At 71.9% G+C, this 25,658-nt stretch carries 25 protein-coding genes and 1 riboswitch; of the genes, 12 read left to right on the top strand and 13 right to left on the bottom strand.

What is annotated here, in order from left to right:
• The first annotated feature begins 35 nt into the window (after positions 1-35).
• The gene (gene arfB, locus ACWEEU_RS01660; RefSeq protein WP_385744435.1) at positions 36-464 is read left to right on the top strand and encodes an alternative ribosome rescue aminoacyl-tRNA hydrolase ArfB; all 429 of its coding nucleotides are present in this window, start codon (positions 36-38) and stop codon (positions 462-464) included.
• A gap of 114 nt (positions 465-578) precedes the next feature.
• On the opposite strand, the gene ACWEEU_RS01655 is transcribed toward arfB, so the two are convergent.
• Positions 579-1,163, bottom strand: a complete 585-nt coding sequence (locus tag ACWEEU_RS01655; protein WP_451727351.1) for a flavin reductase family protein — start codon at positions 1,161-1,163, stop codon at positions 579-581.
• Between the two features lie 352 nt (positions 1,164-1,515).
• On the opposite strand from ACWEEU_RS01655, the gene cdgB reads away from it, so the two are divergent.
• Positions 1,516-3,171, top strand: coding sequence for a diguanylate cyclase CdgB (gene cdgB / locus ACWEEU_RS01650; protein WP_385744438.1), 1,656 nt, complete (start codon positions 1,516-1,518; stop codon positions 3,169-3,171).
• Positions 3,172-3,323: 152 nt separating this feature from the next.
• Positions 3,324-4,235 (top strand): carbohydrate-binding protein, encoded by a 912-nt coding sequence (locus ACWEEU_RS01645; RefSeq protein ID WP_451727346.1) that lies wholly within the window; start codon positions 3,324-3,326, stop codon positions 4,233-4,235.
• 42 nt (positions 4,236-4,277) lie between these two features.
• On the opposite strand, the gene ACWEEU_RS01640 is transcribed toward ACWEEU_RS01645, so the two are convergent.
• From ACWEEU_RS01640 to ACWEEU_RS01625, 4 genes are all read right to left on the bottom strand, one after another.
• Complete coding sequence (locus ACWEEU_RS01640) at positions 4,278-4,562, bottom strand: hypothetical protein (RefSeq protein WP_451727343.1); 285 nt, start codon at positions 4,560-4,562, stop codon at positions 4,278-4,280.
• Positions 4,563-5,090: 528 nt separating this feature from the next.
• A complete protein-coding gene (locus tag ACWEEU_RS01635; protein ID WP_451727340.1) occupies positions 5,091-6,020 on the bottom strand; it encodes a 1-phosphofructokinase family hexose kinase in 930 nt (309 codons plus the stop codon).
• A 119-nt stretch (positions 6,021-6,139) separates the two neighbouring features.
• Complete coding sequence (gene nagA / locus ACWEEU_RS01630) at positions 6,140-7,309, bottom strand: N-acetylglucosamine-6-phosphate deacetylase (RefSeq protein WP_451727337.1); 1,170 nt, start codon at positions 7,307-7,309, stop codon at positions 6,140-6,142.
• A complete protein-coding gene (locus tag ACWEEU_RS01625) occupies positions 7,309-8,289 on the bottom strand; it encodes an ROK family protein (RefSeq protein ID WP_451727334.1) in 981 nt (326 codons plus the stop codon). The genes nagA and ACWEEU_RS01625 overlap by 1 nt, the downstream gene beginning before the upstream one ends.
• A gap of 57 nt (positions 8,290-8,346) precedes the next feature.
• Between ACWEEU_RS01625 and ACWEEU_RS01620 the strand changes: the two genes are divergently transcribed.
• The 3 genes from ACWEEU_RS01620 (at position 8,347) to otsB (ending at position 11,147) form a co-directional block, all read left to right on the top strand.
• On the top strand, positions 8,347-9,675 hold the full coding sequence (locus ACWEEU_RS01620; RefSeq protein ID WP_451727331.1) for an ABC transporter substrate-binding protein: 1,329 nt from the start codon (positions 8,347-8,349) through the stop codon (positions 9,673-9,675).
• A 93-nt stretch (positions 9,676-9,768) separates the two neighbouring features.
• The gene (locus tag ACWEEU_RS01615; protein WP_385750428.1) at positions 9,769-9,993 is read left to right on the top strand and encodes a DUF3263 domain-containing protein; all 225 of its coding nucleotides are present in this window, start codon (positions 9,769-9,771) and stop codon (positions 9,991-9,993) included.
• 290 nt (positions 9,994-10,283) lie between these two features.
• On the top strand, positions 10,284-11,147 hold the full coding sequence (gene otsB / locus ACWEEU_RS01610; RefSeq protein ID WP_451727326.1) for a trehalose-phosphatase: 864 nt from the start codon (positions 10,284-10,286) through the stop codon (positions 11,145-11,147).
• A 194-nt stretch (positions 11,148-11,341) separates the two neighbouring features.
• Here the strand turns inward: otsB and ACWEEU_RS01605 are convergent, their stop codons facing one another.
• Together ACWEEU_RS01605 and ACWEEU_RS01600 are read right to left on the bottom strand one after the other, a co-directional pair.
• On the bottom strand, positions 11,342-12,760 hold the full coding sequence (locus ACWEEU_RS01605) for an alpha,alpha-trehalose-phosphate synthase (UDP-forming) (protein ID WP_451727323.1): 1,419 nt from the start codon (positions 12,758-12,760) through the stop codon (positions 11,342-11,344).
• Between the two features lie 231 nt (positions 12,761-12,991).
• Positions 12,992-13,936, bottom strand: a complete 945-nt coding sequence (locus tag ACWEEU_RS01600; RefSeq protein WP_385744689.1) for a glucosyl-3-phosphoglycerate synthase — start codon at positions 13,934-13,936, stop codon at positions 12,992-12,994.
• 168 nt (positions 13,937-14,104) lie between these two features.
• Positions 14,105-14,260: riboswitch (SAM riboswitch) on the top strand.
• Between the two features lie 17 nt (positions 14,261-14,277).
• Here ACWEEU_RS01600 and thrC point away from each other — a divergent pair.
• The 4 genes from thrC (at position 14,278) to groL (ending at position 18,606) form a co-directional block, all read left to right on the top strand.
• Entirely contained in the window at positions 14,278-15,552 is a 1,275-nt protein-coding gene (thrC, locus tag ACWEEU_RS01595) for a threonine synthase (protein WP_451727319.1), read from the top strand.
• Positions 15,553-15,730: 178 nt separating this feature from the next.
• The gene (locus ACWEEU_RS01590) at positions 15,731-16,006 is read left to right on the top strand and encodes a MoaD/ThiS family protein (protein WP_385744685.1); all 276 of its coding nucleotides are present in this window, start codon (positions 15,731-15,733) and stop codon (positions 16,004-16,006) included.
• A 431-nt stretch (positions 16,007-16,437) separates the two neighbouring features.
• Entirely contained in the window at positions 16,438-16,641 is a 204-nt protein-coding gene (locus ACWEEU_RS01585; protein ID WP_004929928.1) for a cold-shock protein, read from the top strand.
• A 342-nt stretch (positions 16,642-16,983) separates the two neighbouring features.
• Positions 16,984-18,606, top strand: coding sequence for a chaperonin GroEL (groL, locus tag ACWEEU_RS01580; RefSeq protein ID WP_018548368.1), 1,623 nt, complete (start codon positions 16,984-16,986; stop codon positions 18,604-18,606).
• A gap of 12 nt (positions 18,607-18,618) precedes the next feature.
• Here the strand turns inward: groL and ACWEEU_RS01575 are convergent, their stop codons facing one another.
• Positions 18,619-18,873: a hypothetical protein gene (locus ACWEEU_RS01575; RefSeq protein ID WP_451727314.1), complete on the bottom strand. Its 255-nt coding sequence runs from the start codon at positions 18,871-18,873 to the stop codon at positions 18,619-18,621.
• Between the two features lie 422 nt (positions 18,874-19,295).
• Here ACWEEU_RS01575 and ACWEEU_RS01570 point away from each other — a divergent pair, with 422 nt between their 5' ends.
• The gene (locus ACWEEU_RS01570; protein ID WP_451727311.1) at positions 19,296-20,423 is read left to right on the top strand and encodes an NADH:flavin oxidoreductase; all 1,128 of its coding nucleotides are present in this window, start codon (positions 19,296-19,298) and stop codon (positions 20,421-20,423) included.
• 226 nt (positions 20,424-20,649) lie between these two features.
• Here ACWEEU_RS01570 and ACWEEU_RS01565 read toward each other — a convergent pair whose 3' ends face one another.
• Positions 20,650-21,222, bottom strand: coding sequence for a hypothetical protein (locus tag ACWEEU_RS01565; RefSeq protein WP_385744680.1), 573 nt, complete (start codon positions 21,220-21,222; stop codon positions 20,650-20,652).
• A gap of 106 nt (positions 21,223-21,328) precedes the next feature.
• Between ACWEEU_RS01565 and ACWEEU_RS01560 the strand changes: the two genes are divergently transcribed.
• Complete coding sequence (locus tag ACWEEU_RS01560; protein WP_451727307.1) at positions 21,329-21,727, top strand: VOC family protein; 399 nt, start codon at positions 21,329-21,331, stop codon at positions 21,725-21,727.
• Between the two features lie 13 nt (positions 21,728-21,740).
• Here the strand turns inward: ACWEEU_RS01560 and ACWEEU_RS01555 are convergent, their stop codons facing one another.
• From ACWEEU_RS01555 to ACWEEU_RS01540, 4 genes are all read right to left on the bottom strand, one after another.
• Positions 21,741-21,977 carry a hypothetical protein gene (locus tag ACWEEU_RS01555; RefSeq protein WP_385744675.1) on the bottom strand — a complete coding sequence of 79 codons (237 nt, stop codon included), beginning with the start codon at positions 21,975-21,977 and terminating at the stop codon, positions 21,741-21,743.
• 93 nt (positions 21,978-22,070) lie between these two features.
• Positions 22,071-23,456: a PTS transporter subunit EIIC gene (locus ACWEEU_RS01550; RefSeq protein ID WP_385744673.1), complete on the bottom strand. Its 1,386-nt coding sequence runs from the start codon at positions 23,454-23,456 to the stop codon at positions 22,071-22,073.
• 249 nt (positions 23,457-23,705) lie between these two features.
• On the bottom strand, positions 23,706-24,626 hold the full coding sequence (murQ, locus tag ACWEEU_RS01545) for an N-acetylmuramic acid 6-phosphate etherase (protein WP_385744671.1): 921 nt from the start codon (positions 24,624-24,626) through the stop codon (positions 23,706-23,708).
• Between the two features lie 63 nt (positions 24,627-24,689).
• A complete protein-coding gene (locus ACWEEU_RS01540; RefSeq protein WP_026249017.1) occupies positions 24,690-25,595 on the bottom strand; it encodes a MurR/RpiR family transcriptional regulator in 906 nt (301 codons plus the stop codon).
• Positions 25,596-25,658: the final 63 nt, after the last annotated feature.

The following is a 25,658-nucleotide window of genomic DNA, read 5'->3' as shown; positions in this document are numbered from 1 at the left end:
TGACGCGGGACCGTGCGGGCAGGGACCATGGAGTCATGTCCGGGCCCTATCTCATCCGCGGCTCGGTCTCGCTTCCCGAGACCGAGCTGACGTGGCGTTTCTCGCGTTCCTCCGGGCCCGGCGGGCAGCACGTCAACACCAGCGACTCCCAGGCCGAGCTGCGCTTCGACCTCGCGCGCACCGAGGCGCTGCCCGAGGTGTGGAAGCAGCGCGCCCTTGAGCGGCTGGCCGGGCGCCTGGTGGACGGCGTCCTGGTCGTCCGCGCCTCCGAGCACCGCTCCCAGTGGCGCAACCGCGAGGCCGCGCTCGTGCGCCTGACCGCCCTTCTGGCCGAGGCGACGGCACCCCCGCCCAAGCCCCGCCGCGCCACCCGTATCCCACGGGGCATCAACGAACGCCGCCTCAGACAGAAGAAGCAGCGCTCGGACACCAAGCGGGGGCGCTCGGGTCGGGACTGGGGCTAGAAATCCGGCCACTTGGCGCCGTCCGTGCCCGCCACCGGGCCGGGGCGGATCGTCCCGGGCGAGACTCGTCACGCGGCGGCGCTTGGCACCGGCGCCCGTCCCGGTTCCCGGCCCTCAGCCCAGGTGCCGGTACCGCCCCCGGAAGTACAGCAGCGGCCCGCCTTCGACGCTCGGCACGTGGGCGGTCAGGACGCGGCCGATGACCAGGGTGTGGTCGCCCGCGAGGACCCGCTGTTCCGTACGGCACTCCAGGGTCGCCAGCGCGCCGGAGACCAGTGGGGCGCCCGTCGCCTCGCCCCGGGTGAGGTCGAGGTCGGCGAACAGGAGGCGGTCGCTGATGCGGCCCTTCATCGAGAAGCGCCCGGCGATCTGACGCTGGTGGTCGGCGAGGACCGAGACCGCCCAGAGGGGCTGTTCCTCCAGGAGGTCGTCCATGCGGCCGCCCGTGCGCAGGCTGACCAGCACGAGCGGGGGGTCGAGCGAGACCGACAGGAAGGCCGTGGCGGTCATGCCCACGTCCTCGGTGCCCGGCGCGTGCGGGTCGTCGGGGTCCAGCGGCGGCTCCTGCGCGGTCACCAGGACCACTCCGGCGGCCAGCCGGGACATCGCGGCCCGGAACTCGTCGTCGCTCACCCCCTCAGGATGCCCGGAAGCGGCCCGGGCGGCGGGGGACAGGGCGGAGGCGGAGGTGTTCAGCACGCCGGAAACGCTAATCCGCCGCCCCGGCCCGCCGCATCGGCCCTCCGCCCGAGAGGGGTCCTAGGACCCCGGCCGCACGCCCCTGAGCACCCGGACCCGGGCCCCGGACAACCGTGCCGACCCGCCCGCCTGCCGATTCGTACGGCATATGCGCATGTTCACTCACTTTGCGTTCAAGAACAGTGCCGGGAAAACGCAGAATCTCCACTCAATTGTTCACGTTCTGCTGTGACTTGAGTCACAAGGGGCAATAATTGTTGACCCTGTGTACCGAGTGGGGAGCGCGCTGTGATTCAGTGGCGAGAAGAAGCCTTGATGCGCGGCGAGGTCTCGGGGGAGGGGGAGGGCGAGCATGGAGACAGATTCGGAGCCGTACGTCCCGCTCACGTCCCTGCGTCAGTTGCATCAGGTCATGGCCGAGATGAACACGGCCCGCAGCCTGGCGGACACGCTGCAGATCGTCGCGGACGGCGCGGTCACCGCGCTGGGGTACGAGATGGCCTGCGTGAACCTGGTCCGCCCCGACGGCGATCTGGTCGTCGCCGCCTTCTCCGGCAACCCGGCGGCCGAGGCCCTGATCATGGGCCGGGTCGGCGCCCGGGAGTCCTGGGAGCGGCGGCTGCGCATGGGCGAGCTGTGGGGCGACCTCGTGTTCATCCCCCACCACGAGGGCTGGGTCCTCGACGAGGACGACGTACCGCAGTGGTACACCGAGGGCCCCCTCCCGCGGTTCGAGGAGGGGTGGCACCCCGGCGACCGGCTCTTCGCGCCGATGTACACGCCCGGCGTCCAGGGCGGGGCGCGGGGCGAGCTGATCGGCGTCATATCCGTCGACCGCCCGCACGGCGGCCGCCGGCCCGGCGCCTGGGGGCGCGAGGCGCTCCAGATGTACGCCTTCCAGGCCGCGATCGCCCTCAGCAACGCCCATCTGCGCGCCAACATGCAGCGCGCCCTGGTCCGCCTGGAGCGCGACCAGCAGGCACTTCGGGCCAGCGAGGAAAGCTTCCGCCAGGCCTTCGAGTACGCCCCCTCCGGCATGGCCGTCGCGGAGATGGACGGCGACCACCACCAGGGCCGCATCCTGCGCACCAACGACGCGCTGTGCCGGCTGCTCGGCCGCCCCGCCGCCGCGATGCGCCGCTACTCCTTCGCCGACCTCGTCCACCCCGAGGACGTCACCACCCTGCGCCGCACCTCCCCCGAGGGCGGCCGGGGCGAGCTGCGGCTCGCCCGCCGGGACGGCACGTACGTCTGGGTGTCGCTGCGCAACTCCGTCGTCGCGGACACCACCGACGGACCCCGTTTCCTGCTCACCCACGTCGAGGACATCGAGGAGCGCAAGCGCCGCGAGCTGCAGCTCGCCCACCGCGCCTCGCACGACTCGCTGACCGGGCTGCCGAACTCCGCCGAGCTGCGCGCGCGGCTGGCCGCCCGGCTGTGCCGCCGCCCGGCCCAGGCGGGCGGGCTCGACTCGCTCGACGCCGCCTACGGCCACCCGGGCGACGCGGACGCCGGGCACGGCTTCGACTTCGGCTCCGGCGTCGAGGCGTACGACGCCTTCGACCACCATGTGCACACCATCGCCCCCGAGGGCGGCCACGACGACGGTGCCAAGGGTCTCGCGGTCCTCTTCTGCGACCTGGACGGCTTCAAGTCGATCAACGACCGCTTCGGGCACAACGCGGGCGACGCGGTGCTGATCGAGGTCGCGCGGCGGCTGAGCAACGGCGTGCGGGACGGCGACACGGTCGCGCGGCTCGGCGGCGACGAGTTCGTGATCCTCGCCGACGGGCTCGGCCGGGCCGACGCGCAGGACCTCGCCGGACGGCTGCGGGGCGAGATCATCCAGCCGATCCGGGCCGAGGGACGGGCCGTGCGGGTGGGCGCCAGTTTCGGCATCGGCTGGGCGCACTGCGGGATGACGGCGGACGAGGTGTTGAAGTCAGCCGACGAGCGGATGTACGTAGAGAAACGATCTCGTCCCAAACAGCACCGGCGTGCCGGGTGATCCGCAGGTCAGTGGGTTGAGACGGGCCGACTCGCCCGATTTGGGGGCCTCGGGGGCCTCACCCGTTCGAGCGAATTCGGGTATGGGGGAAGGTAGGCTCGCCATGCCAACCCGTACCCCATCCGCCCGCACCTGCTTGAGGAGTACCAGGGATGACGCCCGGCGACAACGGCGCGAGCACGCCCGAGGAAGACGACCCGTTCGGCTACCTGTACGCCGACGGCCAGGCCAGAGGCGCCCAGCCGCCGTCCGGCGGTTACGGCTACCCGAACGCGGTCAGCCGGGTGCGCGCGGTCGGTGAGCGCCAGTACCCCCAGCAGCAGACCTACGGCCAGCAGGTCCCACCGCAGCAGGCCGCCTACGGCCAGCAGACGGTCCAGACCCCGCAGGCCGCCCCCGGTGCCGCCCCGACGGGCAGCCGGTCCCAGCAGAACGCCGGGCGGCGTGGTCCCAACACCAACGTCCTGCTGATCGCCGCGATCGCGGTGGTCGCCGTGGTCATCATCGGTATCAGCGTGGCGATGTTCAACGGAGACTCGGGTGACGACGCGGGTGGGGGTGCGAGCCCTGGCCCGACGCAGTCGCAGAGCACGGCCCCCAGCGCCAAGCCCTCCGCCAAGACGGGGGGCGGGCTGCCGAAGACCGACGCCGCCGACAGCTCTGGCATCCAGCTCGCAGGCGGTGCCGCCCCGGCCTCGGACATCAAGGGCGCGGAGGGGGCGGGTGGCACCTACGTCGGCGGTCTGAACCAGGTCGGCGCCTCGGCGACGTGGACGTTCGACGGCATTCCCAAGGACGGGAAATACACACTCAACGTGAAGTACGGGGTCCCCGGCAAGGACGCCAACATGACGCTTACGGTGAACGGCACGTCACAGGACCGTCCGCTCAACATGTCCAATTTCGCCAAGGCGCCCGAGGGCAACTGGGAACATGGCTGGACCCACACCTGGGCGAACATCATGCTGAAGCGCGGGACCAACACGATCAGCATCTCCTGCGGATCGGGCAACCAGTGTGAAGCCAATCTGGACACGATGTGGATAGAGGCGGGCTGGAAGTAGGCCGCCGCGCGGGCGGGGTGAATCCGGCCCCGCCCGGGGTTTCTACGCTGCGGCCTTCTTGTCAATCACTGTGATCCGCCCGCGCAGCTCGTCGTGGACCGCCCGGTCGCGGGTCGGCCTCGCGACCTCCACCAGCGCGTCTGTGAGCCCCGCCGTCCCCGCGAGCCGGTTGCGCAGCATCCCGCCGGTCGTGCCGCCGGCAACCCGGTGACCGTCACTTGTGGTCGCCTGCAATGACGGCAACCAGTGCAACGCCGTTCTGGACCAGTTCTCCATCACCAAGTAGAGGTCGACTTCGCGTGCCGCCGACGCTGTGAGATCACGCAAGATCCGCCAAGTACGACGGCCGCCAGAAGCTTTGGCTTCTGACGGCCGACGGACATTGCCAGGCGGTCGTTGCTATTGCTCAGATACGTCCGCCTTCGACGCAGAGGATGGCTACCCAGCCCGTCTTTCCGCCCCACGTCACCTTGACCCAGTCGTTACCGGACGGGCCTCCAGACCAGCACGTGTATGAGCCGCCGCCGTTGTCTCGCGTGCACGGGTTCGTGGTACAAGGCACTTTGGTGTTGGGATCGGTAATCGTCTGCACTACGGACGAAGAAGTGCTGGCGCTGCTTCGGATGTTGAAGCTGTGACCGCCAGTCATCCAGACGCCGGCCTGATCAGCCGACGCGGTGGAGCTAAAGGAGACGGCGAGTCCCATCGAGGCTATACCAAGCGCAGCGATTCGCTTTACGGCCAACGATTTGCGCATGTGGTTCTCCTTGCGAGTTACGGAACCATGATCGCTAGCGATCGTATGATTTAAGAGCTCGCGTGTATCGACGGATTTTGGCCATGATTGATTGATTTTCAAGCCGCGTCGGATTCCCGGGTCACCGTTACCCGGCCGGCCAGCTTCTCGTAAGCCGTGCGGTCGAAGGCGCCCGCCGTCTGCGTTCGTACGGCCGCCGCTGACAGGGCCACTGCGCGGGCCAGTCGGCCCGGCCAGGGGGCTCCCTCCACCAGGGCCGACAGCAGTCCCGCCACCGCCGCGTCGCCCGCGCCGGTGGGGTTGCCGCACAGGCGGGAGGGCGGGGTCGCCCGCCAGTGGCCCTCCGGGGTGGCGGCCAGGAGGCCGGCCGGGCCGAGGGAGGCGACCACGGCGTGGGCACCGCGGCGGCGGGCGTCGCGGGTGGCGCGCAAGGGCTCGTGGGAGCCGGTCAGTTCGGCCAGTTCGCCGGCGTTCGGCTTCACGATGTCGGGGCGGGCGGCGACGCCGCGGCGCAGGGGTTCGCCGCTGGTGTCCAGGAGGACCGGCACCCCGGCCGAGCGGGCCACGCGTATCAGGCCCGCGTACGCGCCCACCGGCACGCCCGGGGGCAGGCTGCCCGAGAGGGCGACCGCCGAGGCGCCGGTGAGCAGGGTGTCGTAGGAGCGCAGGAACGCGGCCCATTCGGCGGGGGATATCTGCGGTCCGGGCTCGTTCAACTGGGTCGTGTCGCCGGTGGTTTCGTCGACCACGGCGACCGTGCGGCGGGTCGGCCCCGCCACCGCCATCAGCGCGTCCGTGAGCCCCGCCGTCCCCGCGAGCCGCTCGCGCAGCACCCCGCCGGTCGCGCCGCCCGCGAACCCGGTGACCGTCACCTCGTGCCCGAGCGCGGCCAGCATCCGCGCCACGTTGACGCCCTTGCCGCCCGGCCGTTCCGCGACGTCGGAGACGCGGTGGGAGGCATGGGGGCGCAACGACCGTACGCGGTACGTGATGTCGAGAGCGGTGTTCAGCGTGACCGTGAGGATCACCCGGTCCGACCTCCCTCGAAAGTTGGCGCGGCTTCGGTTTCCGGGGCCCCGATCATGCCAAAGAGACGGCGGCCGGCCCACCTCGGGGACGGCCGCCGTCGAGTGAAGGGAGGTACGGATCAGGGCAGTTGGGGCGCGAGAACCCATTCGCCCCGGCGCATGACGCCCTTCACCGCGAACTCGGCGTCCAGCAGCACGAGATCGGCGTCCTTGCCGGGTTCGAGCGAGCCGATCCGGTCCGAAAGCCCGAGGAGGCGGGCCGGGTTGACGGACAGCGCCGTCACCACGTCGGTCACCGGCAGCCGGTCCACGGTCGCCGCACGCTTGAACGCGCGGTCCAGGGTCAGCGTCGAGCCCGCGATGGAGCCGCCCTCGACCAGCCGGGCCACGCCGTCCGCGACCTCGACCTCCAGGGGGCCGAGCAGATAGCGCCCGTCGCCCACGCCCGCCGCGTCCATCGCGTCGGTGATGAAGGCGACCCGGTCGGCGCCCGCGTGGTGGAAGGCCAACTGGAGCGCGGCCGGGTGCAGATGGACGCCGTCGTTGATCAGTTCGACGGTGATCCGCTCGTCTTCGAGCAGCGCGGTGATCGGGCCGGGGGCGCGGTGGCCGAGCGGAGGCATGGCGTTGAAGAGGTGGGTGGCGACGGTGGCGCCCGCGTCGATGGCCTCGACGGTCTGCTCGTAGCTCGCGTCGGTGTGGCCGACGGCCGCGATCACGCCCTGCTCCGCCAGCAGCCGTACGGAGTCCAGGCCGCCGGGGAGTTCGGTGGCGAGGGTGACCATGCGGGCGTGCCCGCGCGCGGCGTCGAGCAGCTTGCGGACCTCGGCCGGGTCGGGGTCGCGCAGCAGTGCCTCGGAGTGCGCGCCCTTGCGGCACGGGGAGATGAACGGGCCCTCGAAGTGGATGCCCGCGATCTCGCCCTGCTCGGCCAGCTCGCCGAGGAGACCGGCGCGGCGGGCCAGCAGGTCCAGGTCGTCGGTGACGGTGGAGGCGACCAGGGTGGTGGTGCCGTGCGCGCGGTGGGCGCGCACGGCGGTCAGCGCGTCCTCGGCGCTGCCCACCGCGAAGGAGGCGCCGCCGCCGCCGTGGTTGTGCAGGTCCACGAAGCCGGGGACCAGCCAGTGGCCGCTCGCGTCGACGACCTCGGCGTCCGCCGGGGCGGGAGGCGCCGCCTCGGCCGGGCCCGCGGCGGTGATCCGCGTGCCCTCCACGCTCACGTGGCCGTCGTCCACCACGCCGGTGGGCAGCACCACCCGTGCGCCGGTGAGTACCAAGCTGGGAGCCATCAGGCGGTTACCTCCGTGGGGTCGGTGCGGTCCGGGCCGGCGGGGCCCAGGAGATCGCGGGCGAGCAGTCCGGCGCCGAGGCACCCGGCGGTGTCGCCGAGTGCGGCCGGGACGATGGTCGGCGGGGTCTGGAAGGTGATCCGGCGCCCCACGGCCTCCCGCAGGGGACGGAACAGCGTCTCGCCCGCCTCCGCGAGCCCGCCGCCGATGATCAGGGTGCCCGGGTCGAGCAGGGTGAGCGCGGTGACGAGGCCGTCGGCGAGCGCGTCGACCGTGTCCTGCCAGACCCGTTCGGCGGCCGGGTCGCCGTTCGCGACGGCCTTCGCGCAGTCGGCCGCATCGACGTCGTCCTTGCCGGACACGCGCGCCCACGCCTCGCCGACGGCCGCTGCCGAGGCGTACCGCTCCAGGCAACCGCGCTGCCCGCAGGGGCAGTCGGCGCCGCCGGGGCGTACGACGATGTGGCCGATCTCACCGGCGAAGCCGTGGGCGCCCGCCTCGACCCCGCCGCCGATGCCGATGGCGCCGGCGATGCCGGTGCCGAGCGGCACGAACAGGAAGCGTCCCGCGCCCTTCCCTGCGCCGATCCGGCCCTCGGCGAGGCCGCCGGTGCGCACGTCGTGGCCGAGCGCGACGGGCACGCCGAGCCGCTCGGCGAGCAGGTCGCGCAGGGGGACGTCGCGCCAGCCGAGGTTGGCGGCGTAGACCGCGCGACCGCCGCGTTCGTCCACGATGCCGGGCACCGCGACCCCGGCCGCGACGGCGGGCCCGCCCAGGTGCGCGGCGCCGTGCGCGGCGAGGTCGGCGGCGAAGTCGAGGATCTCCGCGACCACCGCCTCGGGACCGCGCTCGCGGCCGGTCGCGCGACGCTCGCGGTGCAGGAGTACGGGGGCCGCGCCCGGGGCAGGTGCGCTGTCTGCGCCGAGGAGAGCGGCCTTCATCCAGGTGCCGCCCACGTCCAGGGCGATGACATGTCTCACCTGTCCAGTGTGACCCGGTGACCCATGAGAGGTCTAGTCCACTCACGTGGTGTAGACATGTGTTCACATAGCGAACAGTCGGTAGAGGGAATCGGGGTTTTGACGGTGCGTCGGCGTACGGCAGGAACGATCGCGGTGGTGTCCGCAATGGGCATGGCGGCGGTCCTCGGCGGCTGCGGGACCACGGGTTCCTCGCATGTGACCCTCAAGCTGGTCGCCGCCGACTACGGCGACTCCCCGGCCAACAGCTCCAAGAAGTACTGGGCCACGCTGGTCAGCGCGTACGAGAAGAAGCACCCGGACGTGAAGGTCGACGTCAGCGTCTACTCGTGGAACGACGTGGACGCCAAGGTCAAGCAGATGGTCGCCGCCGGGCACGCCCCCGACATGGCGCAGATCGGCGCCTACGCCGACTACGCGGCCAAGGGCAAGCTCTACTCGGCCTCCGACCTGCTCTCCATCCGCACCCAGGCCGACCTCGTCTCGCAGCTCTCCGACGCGGGCGAGTGGGACCACACGCCGTACGGAATGCCGTTCGCGGCCTCCACGCGCGTCCTCTTCTACAACAAGACGCTCTTCGAGAAGGCCGGCATCACCGACCCGCCCACCACCTGGGACGAGCTGGCCGCCGACGCCGAGGCACTCAAGGCCAAGGGCGTGAAGTACCCCTACGCGCTGCCGCTCGGGTCCGAGGAGGCGCAGGCGGAGACCATGCAGTGGCTGCTCAGCGGCGGTAGCAACTACACGGACGACATGGGCACGTACACCATCGACTCCACCCAGAACATCCGCACCTTCACCTGGCTCAAGGACGACCTGGTCGACAAGGGCCTGACCGGGCCGGTCGCCCCGGGGCGCCTGAACCGCGCCGCCGCGTTCTCCGCGTTCGCGAACGGCGAGGTCGGGATGCTCAACGGCCACCCCACGCTGATGCAGCAGGCCGAGTCCAAGGGCGTGAAGTTCGGCATGGTCCCGATGCCGACCCGCGACGGCGACCACCAGCCCTCGATGGGCGTCGCCGACTGGATGATGGGCTTCAAGCAGCACGGCCACGCCGACCAGATCGGCAGCTTCCTCGACTTCGTCTACAAGGAGAAGAACGTGCTCGCCTTCTCCCACGAGTACGGACTGCTGCCCGTCACCACCTCCGCCTCCGAGGCCATGAGCGAGTCCCAGGCCCCGCGCGACGAGGCACTGCACCCCTTCCTGGACCAGCTCCAGACCGCCGAGCAGTACCCCGTCGACAAGACCTCCTGGGCCGAGGTCAGCGCGGCCGTCAAGCAGCAGATCGGCCAGGCCGTCGCCCCCGACGGCAGCCCTTCGGGCGTCCTGACCCGGCTCCAGTCCACGGCGACGCTGGCGGACAGCCGGGTGGCCGCTCGCTGACCTCCTGTCCTGGGGCCTGTCTGACGATTCCCGTCGTCGCGCGGCAGACGAGAATTGTCAGACAGGCCCCAGGCGGGGGTTACGGTTGCCGACATGGAACTGGGCCCCCGCGAGCAGGCGATCCTCGCGCTGGAGCGCCGGGGCTTCGCGGGCCCCGGCGCCAAGGAACGCGCCATCCGCGAACAACTCGGCCTCACGCCCGTCCGCTACTACCAACTCCTCAACGCCCTCCTGGACGACGAGCGCGCCCTCGCCCACGACCCGGTGACGGTGAACAGGCTGCGCCGGGTGCGGGAGGCGAGACGTTCGGAACGCTGACGCCGCGCGGCTTCGAGGGGCGTGCGCGGGCGCGGTGGCCCGCGGGTCCGGGCCCGGGCGCGGGGATGTGAGCGCCTGCCCGGTCGCGGTGCCCCGAAGCCCGGCGGCCGGAGTGCCGGCCTCGCCCCGAACGCCGCGCCTGCCTCCGGCACCCGGCGCCGACTCCGAGCACCGGCACTCCCCGCGGTGGTCCCGCGTGCGTGCTTCCCGAGTGCCGCTCCCGGGTGCGACGCACCACGACTCCCCCCGGTGGAGGAGTGCGGAGGGCCCCTCGTGGATAGGGTCGTTTCATGGGTATCCCCGAGACGGACTCCGCCACCCCGAGGGACCTGCCGGTTCCGACGACCCCGGCCGGCCGGGACGGTCTGCGCGCGCTGGTGGAAGGCGCGCGCGGGGCTGTGATCGGTCTGGACTTCGACGGGACGCTGGCTCCCATCGTCGCCGACCCCGCGCAGGCGCGGGCCCACCCCGAGGCGGTGCCCGTGCTCGCGGAGCTGGCGCCGAAGGTGGCCTCCGTGGCCGTGATCACCGGGCGCCCCGCCGGGGTGGCCGTACGCAACGGCGGGTTCGCCGGAGTCGAGGGACTCGGGCATCTCGTCGTCCTCGGGCACTACGGCGCGGAGCGCTGGGACGCGGCCACCGGTGACGTCAGCGCCCCCGCGCCGCACCCCGGTATCGCCGCCGTCCGGGCCGAACTGCCGGGCGTGCTGGACCGGGCCGGGGCGTGGCCCGGGACCTGGATCGAGGAGAAGGGCCGCGCGGTCGCCGTGCACACGCGCCGCGCGGAGGACCCGGACGCCGCGTTCGAGGCGCTGCGCGCTCCGCTGACCGACCTCGCCACCCGGCACGGGCTGATCGTCGAACCCGGCCGCCTCGTCCTCGAACTCCGCCCGCCCGGCATGGACAAGGGCGTCGCCCTCCTCGACCACGTCCGCGCCCTGGGCGCCGACGCCGTCATGTACGCGGGCGACGACCTCGGCGACCTCCCCGCCTTCGCCGCCGTCGAGAAACTCCGCACCGGCGGCACCCCCGGTCTCCTGGTCTGCAGCGGCAGCACGGAGGTCCCGGAACTGGCCGAACGGGCGGACCTGGTGGTCGACGGCCCCCAGGGCGTGGTGGACCTCCTCCGCACCCTGGCCGCGCACATGGACTGAGGACGAGCCGCACGCCTCGGCGTGCTGCCGTCTTCCCGGGGGAGGAACGCGCGGACCCGACGCGCACCCGCCGCTCGGGAGCGCGCCACCGCCGACCCGGCCGCCGTGACAGCCCACCGGCACCCAGGGGTCCGGCACCCGGCCGGTGTCCCCGGTCGGGTGCCGGACCCCTGGGTGCCGAACGAACCCGGCGGTCAGCCCCGCAGCGCGTTCAACTGGTCCAGGAACCAGCGGGTCGGGGGCAGGGCCGTCGCCGCCGTCGCCAGGCGCTTGGAGCGTTCCGCGCGTTCGGCGGGCGGGAGGGTCAGGGCCTCGTGGAGGGCCTCCGCCGTGCCGACGATGTCGTACGGGTTGACCGTGATCGCGTCCTCGGCCAGTTCCTCGTAGGCGCCCGCCTCGCGGGAGAGGACCAGGGCCACGCCCTCGTCGGAGACGACCGGGACCTCCTTGGCGACGAGGTTCATGCCGTCGCGGATGGGGTTGACCAGGGCGACGTCGGCCAGCCGGTAGGCGGCCAGGGAGCGGGCGAAGTCGTCCTCGACGTGAAGGAGGACCGGGGTCCAGTCCGCCGTGCCGAACTCGGCGTTGATCTCCTCCGCGATGCGGCGCACCTCGTCCGTGTAGGCGCGGTACACGGCGAGGTCCTGCCGGGAGGGGTAGGCGAAGGCCACGTGCACGACCCGCCCGCGCCACTCCGGGTGGTCCACGAGGAGGCGGCGGTACGCCAGCAGACCGCGCGCGATGTTCTTCGACAGCTCGGTGCGGTCGACCCGGACGACCGTCCGGCGCCCCTCGCCGATCTCGTCGCGCAGCACCGCCATCCGCTCGTCCACGTCGGTGCGGTGCGCCCGTTCCCGCAGGAAGTCCGCGTCCGCGCCCAGCCCGTGCACGCCGATCTCCGTGCCGGACGGGATGCCCGGACCCAGCACGGCGTGACAGCACGCGATGAACGCGTCGGCCCACCGGTGGGTCAGGAACGCCGCCCGGTCCGCGCCCAGGATGCCGCTCAGCAGCTCGGCGGCGATGTCGTCGGGCAGCAGCCGGAAGTAGTCCGGCGGAGCCCACGGGGTGTGGGAGAAGTGGCCGATGCGCAGGTCGGGGCGGAGCTCGCGCAGCATCCGGGGGGCGAGCGCCAGGTGGTAGTCCTGGATCAGCACCGCCGCGTTCGGCGCCGCCTCCTCGGCCAGCGCCTCGGCGAACGCCCGGTTGTACTCCCGGTACGCCTCCCACTGCTGCCGGAACTCCGCGTCGAAGACCGGCTCCAGCGGGGTCTGGTACAGCATGTGGTGCACGAACCACAGCACGGAGTTGGCGATGCCGTTGTACGCCTCGGCGTGCGTCTGCGGGTCGATGTCCAGCATCCGCACCCGCTGTCCGCCGGTGTCCGCCGCCGGCAGCAGCCCGCCGTCCGCGCGCCGCACCGCCTCCCGGTCACCGTCCCCGAGCGCCGCGCACACCCACACCGCGTCGGTGTCCGGCCCGATCGCCGACAGTCCGGAAACCAGCCCGCCACCACCGCGCCGCGACGTCAGCGCCCCGTCCGGACCCACCGTGTACGACACCGGTCCGCGATTCGACGCGACCAGCACCTCAGCACCCTGCGTTGAAGCCATGGTCCTCAACCTAGCCCGGCACCGAAACCCTCAAACGTACGCGCGACCCGACACGGCGCCTCGTATACATCCCGCCTTTCACGGCGTAGGGCGCATCCGAGGCAGCCGACGGCGAGGACGCTCCACCGGGGGCCGTCCGCACCCGACGACACGAGCCGTACGGGCGGTGCGGGGAGGGGGGAGAGAGCGACGGCGACCGGCGCCGACGGCGAAGCCGAGGCGTCGCCCCCGTCAAGCCACCCGGCGAGCCGCGTACTCCGCGATCTCCGCCATCGGCGGCCGCTCCTCCGTGTCCACCGAGTACGTGCGGGGCTCGAACCCCGACACTCCCCGCTCGAACTGGGTCAGCGCGGGCCGCACCAGATGCCCCCGGGCAAGCCGCAACTGAGCCGTGCGGTAGATCGCCGCGGCCATGCGCCCAAGCGCCTGCCCGTCCTGGTGCCGGTGCTTGCGGACACCCACGTCGACCTGCGCCAGCGCGTCGAGCCCGACCAGGTGCAGGGAGTCCACCAGCATCCCCAGCTCCACCCCGTACCCCACGGGGAACGGCAGCTGCTCCAGCAGGGAGCGCCGGGCCGCGTACTCACCGCCCAGCGGCTGCACGAAACCGGCCAACTGCGGCCAGTGCATGTTGAGCAGCGGCCGCGCCATCAGCTCGGTGACCCGCCCGCCCTGCCCGGCGGCACCCCCCAGCGGACGGTCGTACATCGCCTTGACCAGGTCCACCTGCGGATCGGTGAGCAGCGGGCCGACGATGCCGAGGACGAAGTCCGAGGAGAACTCCTTCAGATCCGCGTCCACGAAGGCCACGATGTCGCCGCCGGTCGCGAGCAGCGACCGCCACAGCACCTCGCCCTTGCCGGGCACCGTGGGCAGCCGGGGCAGGATCGCGTCACGGTGCACGACCCGCGCGCCCGCGGCGGCGGCGACCTCGGAGGTGCGGTCGGTGGACCCGGAGTCCACCACGACTATCTCGTCCACCAGCGGTGCCTGCGTCACCAGGTCGTGGCGGATCACGGAGACGATGTCACCGACCGTCTCCTCCTCGTTCAGCGCGGGCAGCACCACGGACACCGTCTGCCCGGAGCGCTGCTTGGCGGCGAGGACGCGGTGCAGCGGGCGGTCGGCCACGGACCAGGAGCGGGTGGCCAGCCAGCGCTCGACTTCTTCCAGCATGGTCTGCGGCTCCTTCTCAGCGGGGACGTACGGTCACACGTGCCGGTGTCCATGAACCCGTCTCGCGGTTCGGACGACACCTTCAACTGTGCTGGCCTTCGGTTACAGTCTTGAACAACGCCGATGACCATCGCATGTCCGAGACGATCGGCGTCCACAACCGCATACAGCTCATCCAGAGGGGCAGAGGGACACGGCCCTGCGAAGCCCCGGCAACCCTCCAGCCGGTCTCGTGCGCGGACACACCGCGACCACGCGAGGCTCCCGGCTAGGGAAGGTGCCAAATCCGTCTCACGGCGAAGTGCGTCGTGAGGAAGATGAGGAGAAAGGGCCTCGCCTCCATGGCTGTGCAGACCATTGCCACCCCCGCTGTCGATCTCGGCCCCGCCGCCGCTCTGAGCTGCCGGGAGTGCGGGCACCGCGTGCCGCTCGGCCCGGTCTTCGCCTGCGAGGAGTGTTTCGGCCCGCTGGAGATCGCCTACGACTTCTCCGGCTACGACGCCGACAGCCTCCGCAAGCGCATCGAGTCCGGCCCCGCCAGCATCTGGCGCTACGCCCCGCTGCTGCCCGTCCCGGCCGACGTCGCCGACAAGCCGAACCTCAACCCCGGCTGGACCCGCCTGGTCAAGGCCGACAACCTCGCCCGTGAACTCGGCGTCACCGGCGGCCTGTTCGTCAAGGACGACTCCGGCAACCCCACCCACTCCTTCAAGGACCGCGTGGTCGCCCAGGCGCTGGAGGCCGCCCGTGCCTTCGGCTTCACCACGCTCTCCTGCTCCTCGACCGGCAACCTCGCCGGCGCGGTCGGCGCCGCGGCGGCCCGCGCGGGGCTGCGCTCCTGCGTGTTCATCCCGCACGACCTGGAGCAGGGCAAGGTCGTCATGGCCGCGGTCTACGGCGGTGAACTCGTCGGCATCGAGGGCAACTACGACGACGTGAACCGCTTCTGCTCCGAGCTGATCGGCGACCCGGCCGGCGAGGGCTGGGGCTTCGTCAACGTCAACCTGCGGCCGTACTACGCCGAGGGCTCCAAGACGCTGGCGTACGAGATCTGCGAGCAGCTCGGCTGGGAGCTGCCGGACCAGCTCGTGGTGCCGATCGCCTCCGGCTCCCAGCTCACGAAGATCGACAAGGGGCTCAAGGAGCTGATCCAGCTGGGCCTGGTCGAGGACAAGCCGTACAAGATCTTCGGCGCCCAGGCGGAGGGCTGCTCGCCGGTGTCGGCCGCGTACAAGGCGGGCCACGACGTCGTACGGCCCCAGAAGCCGGACACCATCGCCAAGTCGCTGGCCATCGGCAACCCGGCCGACGGGCCGTACGTCCTCGACATCGCCCGTCGCACGGGCGGCGCCGTGGAGGACGTGACGGACCCCCAGATCGTGGACGCCATCAAGCTCCTGGCCCGTACGGAGGGCATCTTCGCGGAGACGGCGGGCGGCGTGACGGTCGGCGTGACCCGCAAGCTGCTGGAGAACGGCGTACTGGACCCGACGCTCACCACCGTCGTCCTGAACACGGGTGACGGCCTGAAGACCCTGGACGCGGTGGCGGGTACCGGACTCACCGCGACCATTCGCCCGAGCCTCGAGTCGTTCCGAGGGGCCGGCCTCGCCTGACCCGCTCCTCGGAGTCCCGGGGAATCCGGCGGCCGCCCGACGGGGTCTCCCGTTTCGTGGCGGCCGCCCCTGGGGCGAATCCGAGCGGAGGTCTCACGCAAGGTGCCACAGGCCGCGGCCGCGGGCCCGGCAGCCACTACGCAAGCCCAGTTTTCATCGCGACCGGAGGTCGAATCGTATGAGCGTGACCGTGCGCATCCCCACCATCCTGCGTACCTACACCGGCGGGCAGGCGGAGGTCGCCGCCGAGGGGGCGACGCTCGCCGAGGTGATCGAGGACCTGGAGAAGCACCACACCGGCATCGCCGGGCGCGTCCTGGACGACGAGGGCAAGCTCCGCCGGTTCGTCAACGTGTACGTCAACGACGACGACGTGCGCTTCGAGGGCGGCCTCCAGACGCCGACCCCGGAGGGCGCCGGTGTGTCGATCATTCCGGCGGTCGCCGGCGGCTGAGAATTACCGGCAGTAACGCCGGTAACAAACTGTTCATCGAATGGCCCCCTCCGTAAGAGAAACGGAGGGGGCCATTCTGCGTGATTGAGCGCGATAGAGTTGGGGAACGCGCTCCCCGGCCGACAGGTCGGGAACCTTGGATTCATGCCGCACGCCCGACAAGAAGCAGCCAAAATGCACGGGTTATATGCGGCATTTATTGTTTTTATGGGGCCCGACTTGCCCTGAATTCAGCCGAATTCTCGCCAGATTCCGGACCGGTCTCGTCCAGATTTCTCGTCCGATTGACCTGTTGCAGACGGCAGTTGGACAGATACATTCAGCCGCGGTCGACGCGTTCCGGCGCACGCCCCCGACCCATGGGGGGTGAGGTCTGACCCGGGTCCGCGAAGGGTGGATCTGCGCAAGGGCCAGTAATAGGGGAGTTAGGCATGGCTCAGGGCACCGTCAAGTGGTTCAACGCGGAGAAGGGCTACGGCTTCATCGCGGTAGACGGTGGTGCGGACGTCTTCGTCCACTACAGCGCGATTCAGATGGACGGCTACCGCACCCTTGAGGAGGGCCAGCGGGTCGAGTTCGAGATCTCGCAGGGTCAGAAGGGCCCGCAGGCCGACATGGTTCGCCTCAGCGCCTGAACGTTTCTCGCACTGAACGTCTCATCGCGTCACACGTCCGTCTCACGTCTCACGTTCGAAGGGCCCGCACCCGGCACGGGGTGCGGGCCCTTCGTGCTGTCCGCGCCGCTCGGCGCGCCCCGCGCGCGTCCCCCGTCCGATCCCCCGAAGGCGCTTGCACTCGACCATGCCGAGTGCTAATCATTGCGTTAGCACTCTGAAGGTGAGAGTGACAACGAAGGACCGGGTCGGTGAGGCCCGCAGGCCGGGTGGGGCAAGGAACCACGAGGCCGGCGAGCCGTCCGTCGCGGGCGCGGGCGCGGTCCGAAGGAATCACCCCCAGTCCTGGAGGGACCACTTCACATGGCCAAGATCATCGCGTTCGACGAGGAGGCGCGGCGCGGCCTCGAGCGCGGCATGAACCAGCTCGCGGACGCCGTCAAGGTGACGCTCGGCCCCAAGGGCCGCAACGTCGTCCTCGAGAAGAAGTGGGGCGCCCCCACGATCACCAACGATGGTGTGTCCATCGCCAAGGAGATCGAGCTCGAGGACCCGTACGAGAAGATCGGCGCCGAGCTGGTCAAGGAAGTCGCCAAGAAGACGGACGACGTCGCCGGCGACGGTACGACCACCGCGACCGTGCTGGCCCAGGCCCTGGTCAAGGAGGGCCTGCGCAACGTAGCCGCCGGCGCCAACCCGATGGCCCTCAAGCGCGGTATCGAGAAGGCCGTCGAGGCCGTCTCCACCGCCCTGCTCGAGCAGGCCAAGGACGTGGAGACCAAGGAGCAGATCGCCTCCACCGCCTCCATCTCCGCCGCCGACACCCAGATCGGCGAGCTGATCGCCGAGGCCATGGACAAGGTCGGCAAGGAAGGCGTCATCACCGTCGAGGAGAGCAACACCTTCGGTCTGGAGCTCGAGCTCACCGAGGGTATGCGCTTCGACAAGGGCTACATCTCCGCCTACTTCGCGACCGACATGGAGCGCATGGAGGCGGTGCTCGAGGACCCGTACATCCTCATCGCCAACTCCAAGATCTCCTCGGTCAAGGACCTGCTCCCGCTCCTGGAGAAGGTCATGCAGTCGGGCAAGCCGCTGCTGATCATCGCCGAGGACGTCGAGGGCGAGGCCCTGTCGACCCTGGTCGTCAACAAGATCCGCGGCACCTTCAAGTCCGTCGCCGTCAAGGCCCCGGGCTTCGGCGACCGCCGCAAGGCCATGCTCGGCGACATCGCCATCCTCACGGGCGGCGAGGTCATCTCCGAGGAGGTCGGTCTCAAGCTCGAGAACGCGACGCTGGACCTCCTGGGCCGCGCCCGCAAGGTCGTCGTCACCAAGGACGAGACCACGATCGTCGACGGCGCCGGCTCCTCGGAGCAGGTGCAGGGCCGCGTGAACCAGATCCGCGCCGAGATCGAGAACAGCGACTCCGACTACGACCGCGAGAAGCTCCAGGAGCGCCTCGCGAAGCTCGCCGGTGGCGTGGCCGTCATCAAGGCCGGTGCCGCGACCGAGGTCGAGCTGAAGGAGCGCAAGCACCGCATCGAGGACGCCGTGCGCAACGCCAAGGCGGCCGTCGAGGAGGGCATCGTCGCCGGTGGTGGCGTGGCCCTGCTCCAGGCCGGCCAGGTCTTCGACAAGCTGGAGCTGTCGGGCGACGAGGCGACCGGTGCCAACGCGGTCAAGCTCGCGCTGGAGGCCCCGCTGAAGCAGATCGCCGTCAACGGTGGTCTCGAGGGCGGCGTCGTCGTGGAGAAGGTCCGCAACCTGCCCGTCGGCAACGGCCTGAACGCCGCGACCGGCGAGTACGTCGACATGATCGCCGAGGGCATCATCGACCCGGCGAAGGTCACGCGCTCCGCGCTGCAGAACGCGGCCTCCATCGCCGCGCTGTTCCTCACCACCGAGGCCGTCATCGCCGACAAGCCGGAGAAGGCCGCCGCGGCCGCTCCGGGCGGTATGCCGGGCGGTGACATGGACTTCTGATCCTCTTCTGGATCAACTGTCCTTTCCGAGGGCGGCACTTTCCTCCGGGGTTCCGGGGGAGGTGCCGCCCTCGGGCGTTTCCGGGCGCTGCGCGCGGCGGGCCCGGCTGCATCTGCGCCATGCGTCGCATCCGAAGGACAGGCTGCCGAGGACGTAGACCCAGGCCAGGTAATGTCCCCCCGGTATCAGCGAGATGCCGAACGCGCCGAGGGTCAGACACGCGAACGCCTCCGCGAGGCCCTTCAACAGGTTGGTGCTCGGTCTCATCGGTCCACCTCGGGGACGGAGGGGCGCTCGGGCCGGCCGTGCGGTGAGCCCGGTGCGCGGGGCGGTTTCCACGGGGCAGGTGTACCACGGGAGTTCGTCGCGCAGGAGGTCGTACTCCGAGTGGACGGCCGCGTCGGTGAGGTGACGGCCGGCTGTGGGGCGCGCGGGGTTCTCCCGGATGGTGAGCCACGCGTCCTTCCATGGAGCCGGACCGCGGGCGCGGGCGGACGCGAAGGGAAGGCGGCGCGGGCGTCGCGTCCGACGCGCCGGGGGTGCCGGGTGGCCGGGGTCACAAGGCGGCGTGGGGGAGGGTGGAATACGGGGTCGTGGGGGCGGGGTTGTTTCAGAGGGTGCACAATTGCGTGCGCACATACCGCTTGGTCAACACCGTAGCCCCACCGTACTCACGAGGAGCCCCCCAGGTGACCGTCACGACGCCCGCCGCCTCCCGCGCGGCCCAGCTCCTGTCCCGCCCGATCCAGCTCAACGGCCTCACCGTCCCGAACCGGATCGTGATGGCGCCCATGACCCGCATGTTCTCGCCGGGCGGCATCCCCGGTGAGAACGTGGTGTCGTACTACTCCCGCCGCGCCGCGAACGGTGTCGGCCTCATCGTCACCGAGGGCACCTACGTCGGTCACGACTCGGCCGGTCAGAGCGACAGCGTGCCGCGCTTCCACGGCGAGGAGCAGCTCGCGGGCTGGGCGAAGGTCGCGCAGGAGGTGCACGCGGCGGGCGGCACGATCGTCCCGCAGCTCTGGCACATCGGCATGGTCCGCCGCCAGGGCGAGCCGCCGTTCGCGGACGCTCCCGCCGTGGGCCCCTCCGGCGTCCACAAGGAGGGTGCCGAGCCCAAGGGCAAGGCCATGACGCAGTCCGACGTGGACGACGTCATCGCCGCGTTCGCGCAGGCCGCCGCCGACGCCGAGCGCATCGGCTTCGACGGTGTCGAGATCCATGGTGCCCACGGCTACCTCCTCGACCAGTTCCTGTGGGAGGGCACCAACCGCCGCACCGACGCCTACGGCGGCGACCCGGTCGCCCGTGCCCAGTTCTCCGCCGAGGTCGTCGCGGCCGTGCGCGAGCGCGTGTCGGCCGAGTTCCCGATCATCTTCCGCTACTCGCAGTGGAAGCAGCAGGACTACACGGCGCGTCTCGCCGAGACCCCGGAGGAGCTCGAGGCGATCCTGACGCCGCTGGCCGCCGCCGGCGTCGACGTCTTCCACGCCTCCACCCGTCGCTACTGGGAGCCCGAGTTCGAGGGCTCCGATCTCAACCTCGCGGGCTGGACCAAGAAGATCACCGGCAAGCCGGTCATCACCGTCGGCTCGGTCGGTCTGAACGGCGACTTCGTCAAGGCGTTCGAGGGCGAGGGCGCGCCGGTCAAGGGCATCGACGACCTCCTCGACGGCCTGGAGAGCGGCGAGTACGACATGGTCGCCATCGGCCGTGCGCTCCTCCAGGACCCGGAGTGGGCCGCGAAGGTCCTCGCGGGCCGGTTCGACGAGCTGAAGCCGTACGACGCCGCCGCGCTGCAGTCGCTGAGCTGAGGTTCGGCGCTTGGGCGCCGGGTGGGACGTGACGTCCTGCTCGGCGCCTTTGTCGTGTGTGGGCGGCGTCTATGTGGGGCGGTCATGCGTGGGGCGGTCATGCGTGGGGCGGTCATGCGTGGGGCGGTCATGCGTGGGGTGGGCCTGTGTGGGCCGGGGCTATGTGAGAGCCGGCGGCAGCCGACGTGTGGGCGGGCCACATGTTGGCCTCCCCCATAGGGCGCGGCTACATGTTCCCCATCGGCTCGACGTCCACATATGTGGGCGTGCCCCACACCCGCAGCACCTCGTAGTCGGTGAACTCGTGCACCAGGCGGTACGCCATCGCGGGGCGCGAGCCGCGTCGCTGGGCGGCCAGGTACGCCTCCGCCTCCGCCCGGTCCCGGCGCGGGGTGCCGCAGAGCTGCCACTCGCGGCCGTTCCACGCCTCCGGCAGCCAGCGCTGCTGCGGCTGCGGACGCTCGGCGCGGACGCCGTAGCGGGAGGGGGACTTCGCGGGGGCGTCCGTCGGACGGGAGGGCCCGCCGCCGTACTCCGCGCGCTGCGCCGACCGGCGCCGCGTCTCGCACAGCAGGCACAGGTCCGGGGCGCTCGTGTCCACCGGGCCCTGCGGGTGCTCCGGGCAGCGGGTGAGCGGCGCGCCCGCCTCCAGGCTCTCCTCCAGCAGGTCCAGCGCGCGGCGCAGATCGGTTTTGACCTCGTGCAGCCGGGCGTCCGGGGTGTCGGTGGTCAGCGACTCGCCGTGCTCCCCGACCAGCCGGAGGGCACGACCGAGCGCGGTGAGCTGGGCGTGATTCATGGATCCAGCTTCTCACCCGGGGCGGGCTCCCCGGGAAAGCGGCCGCAGCACCGAGAATGGGCGGCAGCTCCATGTGCCGAAGCCCCATGTGACCGGAGGGTTCCCCGTGAGGATCAACCTGGCCAGCGTCTTCGTCGACGACCAGGACAAGGCCCTGCGCTTCTACACCGAAGTGCTGGGGTTCGTGAAGAAGGCCGACGTCCCGGTCGGCGAGTACCGCTGGCTGACCGTCGTCTCGCCCGAGCAGCCCGACGGCACCGAGCTGATGCTGGAGCCCGACGCCCACCCCGCCGCCAAGGCGTACACCTCCGCGCTCGTCCAGGACGGCATCCCGGCCACGTCCTTCGCCGTGGACGACGTACGCGCCGAGTTCGAGCGCCTGCGCGCCCGCGGGGTGCGCTTCACGCAGGACCCGACGGAGATGGGGCCGGTCGTCATCGCCGTCCTGGACGACACGTGCGGCAACCTGATCCAGATCGCCGAGTACACGGGCGGCGCAGCGTAGGACCGGCTCCGTTTCACCTGCCGTGCTGGATGAGGCTGCCCTTCCCGCACGCCGGCGGCGCCTCGCCCAGCGGCAGCGGCGAGGCCGCCTTCAACACGGGCGCCACGGCCAGATCGGCCGCACACCCTGCGGTGTCGGTCGCGGTCCAACGGTCGCCGCTGTCGCTCCTGGCGGCGGCGGCCTGCGCGGGCGCGGCCAGCGCGGCGGCGGAGACGGTGAGAGCGGCGGTGGTGAGCAGGGCCTTCATCATGCCGGGGGAACGAGCGGGGACGCGGAGGTGTTACGCGGGTTCGCCCGGGAGGGGCGCGTATTCCCCCGGGGCCGCGGCGGCTCGTCTCCCCTCTCAGGCCGTCTCCCGCGCCCGCCCCGTCACCCGCCCCGCCTCCACCCCCGCGCCCCGGCGGAAGCCGAACGCCCACGTCGCCGCGAAGCCCACCGCGTAGCCCGTCAGGAGGCCGCCGCCGTAGACGGCGGCGGCGACGCCGGGGCCGCGGTTGCCGGTCAGCAGCGGGAACAGGGCCCAGCCCGAGGGGCCGATCGCCGTGGCGCCGACCTTGGTGCCGAGCATGGCGAAGAAGCCGACGAACGCGCCGCCCGCCGCGCCGCCCACACAGGCGGTGGCGAAGGGGCGGCCGAGGGGGAGGGAGACGCCGTAGATCAGGGGTTCGCCGACGCCGAGGAGGCCGGCGGGGAGGGCGGAGCGGATCGTGGTGCGCAGTCCGGTGTCGTGGCGCAGGCGGACGTACACCGCGAGGGCGCCGCCCACCTGGCCCGCGCCGGCCATGGCGAGGAGGGGGAGGAGGACGGTGTAGCCCTGCTGCTCGATGAGGGTGGTGTGGATGGGGATCAGGGCCTGGTGGAGGCCCAGCATCACCAGGGGGAGGAACAGCCCGCCGAGGAGCAGACCCGCGACGGCGCCGGTGGTGGTGAGCAGCCAGTTCGCGCCGGTGCCGAGGGCGGTGGCGACGACTCCGGCGGCGTACATCAGGCCGTACAGCGTGACCAGGCCCGCGACGAGGACGGTCACCGTGGGGGTGACGAGGACGTCCAGCGCGCCCGGCAGGCGGCCCCGGCACCACTTCTCCACCCTGGTGGCGAGCAGCGCGGCGGCCAGCGCGCCGAGGACTCCGCCCTGGCCGGGGGAGAGGTGGACGCCGAACGCGGTCACCTTCTCCACCCCCGGGTAGACGACCACCGCCGCCACCGCACCGCCCAGGATCGGCGTGCCGCCGAACTCCCTCGCCGCCTGGTAGCCGACGAACACCGCGATCAGCGCCATGAACCCGGAGGCGACGGCCGCCAGGGCGGGGGTGAGCCCCGGTAGCCAACCGGCGTTCACCAGAAGGCCGTTGAGCCCCGCGAGGACACCGCAGCCGATGAGGGCCGGGATCAGGGGGACGAAGACGTTCGCCACGCGTCGGAGGATCGCGGGTCCGGTCGGCTTCGCCGGGCCGGAGGCGGAGGAAGGCGCGGTCGCCCGCGTCAGCTTCTCCACCTCCGCCGTCACCCCCTCCACCACCCCGGGACCCAGCACCACCTGAAGCGCCGTACCCCCCTTCCCGATCACCCCCAGCACCCCGGGCAGCGCCCCCAGCGCGTCCCCGTCCACCGCCTCGGGGTCGGAGACGGTGAGCCGAAGGCGGGTCAGGCAGTGGGTCACGGCGGTGACGTTGGCGGGACCGCCGGTCAGGGAGAGGATCTCGGAGGCGAGGGCGGAGTCGTTGCGCACTCCCTGAGCGTGCGCGTCGGGGGTGCCCCGGGGCGGGCACGGCACGCGGCGCCGCCACCGGAGTCCTCCGGAAGGCGGGGGTGTCCAGGGCCGTGCGCGGGACGCGCGGAGACTTCGGCTTTCCGGCGGTGGCACACACAACTCCCCAAAGACACGAAAGCGGGTGTCGCCCGGCCGCCTTCAGATGCCTCGCGCCCGACCGCCGTACCCCTCGCGCACCCTCCCGCCGTCAGCCGTCGCGCGCCTGCCTCACCCCGCCCCCAATGCCTCCCGCAGTCGTCCCCCCGTCTCCTCCAGCAGCCGCGCCGCCGTGGTGCCGTCCACCCCCGCCAGCAGGATCAGGATCGCGTTCTTCACCTCGCCGTCCGCTTCCGCGAGGGCGCGTTCGATCTCCGCGTCCGGCGCGCCCGTCGCCTGGGCGACGATCCGGCGGGAGCGGGCGCGGAGCTTCGCGTTGGAGGCGCGGACGTCGACCATCAGGTTTCCGTAGGTCTTGCCCAGGCGGATCATGGTGATCGTCGAGATCATGTTGAGGACGAGTTTCTGGGCGGTGCCTGCCTTGAGGCGGGTGGAGCCGGTGAGCAGCTCGGGGCCGACGACCACCTCGATCCCGTGCTCGGCGGCGGCGGCGAGGGGGCTGGCCGCGTTGCAGGACAGGCCCACCGTGAGCGCGCCGAGCGCCCCCGCGTACTCCACCGCGCCGAGGGCGTACGGCGTACGCCCCGAGGCGGAGACGCCGAGCACCGCGTCCTCGGGGGTGAGTTTGAGGGCGTCGAGGTCGGCGCGGGCCAGTTCGGGGGAGTCCTCCGCGCCCTCGACCGAGACGACCAGCGCCTCGCGGCCGCCCGCGATGAGGCCGACGACCTGGCCGGGGGCGGCGTTGAAGGTGGGCGGGCACTCGGAGGCGTCGAGGACGCCGAGGCGTCCGGCGGTGCCCGCGCCCGCGTAGACCAGCCGGCCGCCGCGCGCCATGCGGTCGGCCACGGCGTCGATCGCGGCGGCGATCTCCGGCAGGCGCGCGGCCACCGCCGCCGGTACGCCCGCGTCCTCGCCGTTCATCAGGCGGGCGATGTCGAGGGTGGGCAGGACGTCGATGTCGGCCAGCTCGGGGCGGAACGCCTCGGTGGTCAGCGCGGCCAGCTCGGTCTGGAGACGGGGGGAATCGGTCATCGAGGTGCGGCTCTTTCCGGTGGGTTCCCAGGTCTTCCTGTAACGCCGATGGTCCGGGCGCGGTCAGCGCGGAGCACTCCGGTGGCGGTGGGCCAGGGCCTCGTACGACGCCGCGAGGGCGGGGGCCGCGCTGTCGTACGTCCGCTGCGCCACGCCCACGAACAGACAGTCCACGACGAGGAGTTGACTCGTCCGCGAGGACATCGCGGCGGGTCGCAGCTCGCTCTCGCGTGAGGTGGAGGTGGTCAGCACGTGGTCCGCGTACTGCGTCACGGGCGAGTCCGGGCGGCCGGTGATCGCGACGGTGGTCGCGCCGCGCTCGAACGCGACCCGCAGGGGTTCGATCACGTCGCCGGTCGAGCCCGAGTGGGTGATGGCGATCGCCACGTCGCCCGCGCGCAACTGGACCGCGTTCGTCACCGCGAGGTGCGGGTCGCCGGGCGCATGGGCCAGGAGACCGATCCGCAGCAGCTTCTGTGTGAGGTCCTGGGCGACGAGACCGGAGGCGCCTATGCCGTACACGTCCGTGCGCCGGGCGGTCGCGAGCGCGGTGACGGCGGCGCCGAGCTGCACGGTGTCGAGTCCGGCGGCCGTGTCCGCGAGGGTCTGCCGCTCCTCGTAGGCGAGCTTGGCGACCACGTCGGCGAGGGAGTCGTCCACCGCGATGTCGGTCGTGATGGCGGGGGCCTGCCCGGACTCCTGCCGGGCTGCGAGACCGGCGAGGGCGAGGCGCAGGTCGCGGTAGCCGGGGTAACCGAGCAGGCGGGCGGTGCGGACGACGGTGGCCTCGCTGGTACCGGTCAGCTCCGCGAGACCGGTGACCGTGAGCGCGGCGCAGCCGGCCGGGTCGCTCGCGACGGCCTCCGCGACGCGGTGCATGGAGCGGGTCATGGAGGGGCCGAGCGTCCGCACCTTGGCGGCGAGTGAGCCGCCCGGGCTGCCGAAAGTTTCCTTCACGTCCCGGGTCATCCCTGAAAGATATTTTCGGCTCGGCGGTGGGGTCAAGAGCGCGGACAATGGGAGCATGGCAGA

The sequence above is a fragment of the Streptomyces sp. NPDC005004 genome (assembly GCF_053600675.1).
The sequence above is the reverse complement of the archived record's forward strand: the minus strand, read 5'-3'. Positions and strand labels throughout refer to the sequence as shown.

Excerpts from the sequence above, each read along its gene's own strand:
- ACWEEU_RS01565 (WP_385744680.1), bottom strand. The coding sequence starts at position 21,222 with ATGAATCACGCCCAGCTCACCGCGCTCGGTCGTGCCCTCCGGCTGGTC.
- ACWEEU_RS01615 (WP_385750428.1), top strand. The coding sequence starts at position 9,769 with ATGGAACTGGGCCCCCGCGAGCAGGCGATCCTCGCGCTGGAGCGCCGG.
- ACWEEU_RS01645 (WP_451727346.1), top strand. The coding sequence starts at position 3,324 with ATGACGCCCGGCGACAACGGCGCGAGCACGCCCGAGGAAGACGACCCG.
- ACWEEU_RS01600 (WP_385744689.1), bottom strand. The coding sequence starts at position 13,936 with ATGCTGGAAGAAGTCGAGCGCTGGCTGGCCACCCGCTCCTGGTCCGTG.
- ACWEEU_RS01540 (WP_026249017.1), bottom strand. The coding sequence starts at position 25,595 with ATGACCCGGGACGTGAAGGAAACTTTCGGCAGCCCGGGCGGCTCACTC.
- otsB (WP_451727326.1), top strand. The coding sequence starts at position 10,284 with ATGGGTATCCCCGAGACGGACTCCGCCACCCCGAGGGACCTGCCGGTT.
- murQ (WP_385744671.1), bottom strand. The coding sequence starts at position 24,626 with ATGACCGATTCCCCCCGTCTCCAGACCGAGCTGGCCGCGCTGACCACC.
- nagA (WP_451727337.1), bottom strand. The coding sequence starts at position 7,309 with ATGGCTCCCAGCTTGGTACTCACCGGCGCACGGGTGGTGCTGCCCACC.
- arfB (WP_385744435.1), top strand. The coding sequence starts at position 36 with ATGTCCGGGCCCTATCTCATCCGCGGCTCGGTCTCGCTTCCCGAGACC.
- cdgB (WP_385744438.1), top strand. The coding sequence starts at position 1,516 with ATGGAGACAGATTCGGAGCCGTACGTCCCGCTCACGTCCCTGCGTCAG.
- ACWEEU_RS01605 (WP_451727323.1), bottom strand. The coding sequence starts at position 12,760 with ATGGCTTCAACGCAGGGTGCTGAGGTGCTGGTCGCGTCGAATCGCGGA.
- groL (WP_018548368.1), top strand. The coding sequence starts at position 16,984 with ATGGCCAAGATCATCGCGTTCGACGAGGAGGCGCGGCGCGGCCTCGAG.
- thrC (WP_451727319.1), top strand. The coding sequence starts at position 14,278 with ATGGCTGTGCAGACCATTGCCACCCCCGCTGTCGATCTCGGCCCCGCC.
- ACWEEU_RS01620 (WP_451727331.1), top strand. The coding sequence starts at position 8,347 with ATGTGTTCACATAGCGAACAGTCGGTAGAGGGAATCGGGGTTTTGACG.
- ACWEEU_RS01590 (WP_385744685.1), top strand. The coding sequence starts at position 15,731 with ATGAGCGTGACCGTGCGCATCCCCACCATCCTGCGTACCTACACCGGC.
- ACWEEU_RS01585 (WP_004929928.1), top strand. The coding sequence starts at position 16,438 with ATGGCTCAGGGCACCGTCAAGTGGTTCAACGCGGAGAAGGGCTACGGC.
- ACWEEU_RS01555 (WP_385744675.1), bottom strand. The coding sequence starts at position 21,977 with ATGATGAAGGCCCTGCTCACCACCGCCGCTCTCACCGTCTCCGCCGCC.
- ACWEEU_RS01575 (WP_451727314.1), bottom strand. The coding sequence starts at position 18,873 with ATGAGACCGAGCACCAACCTGTTGAAGGGCCTCGCGGAGGCGTTCGCG.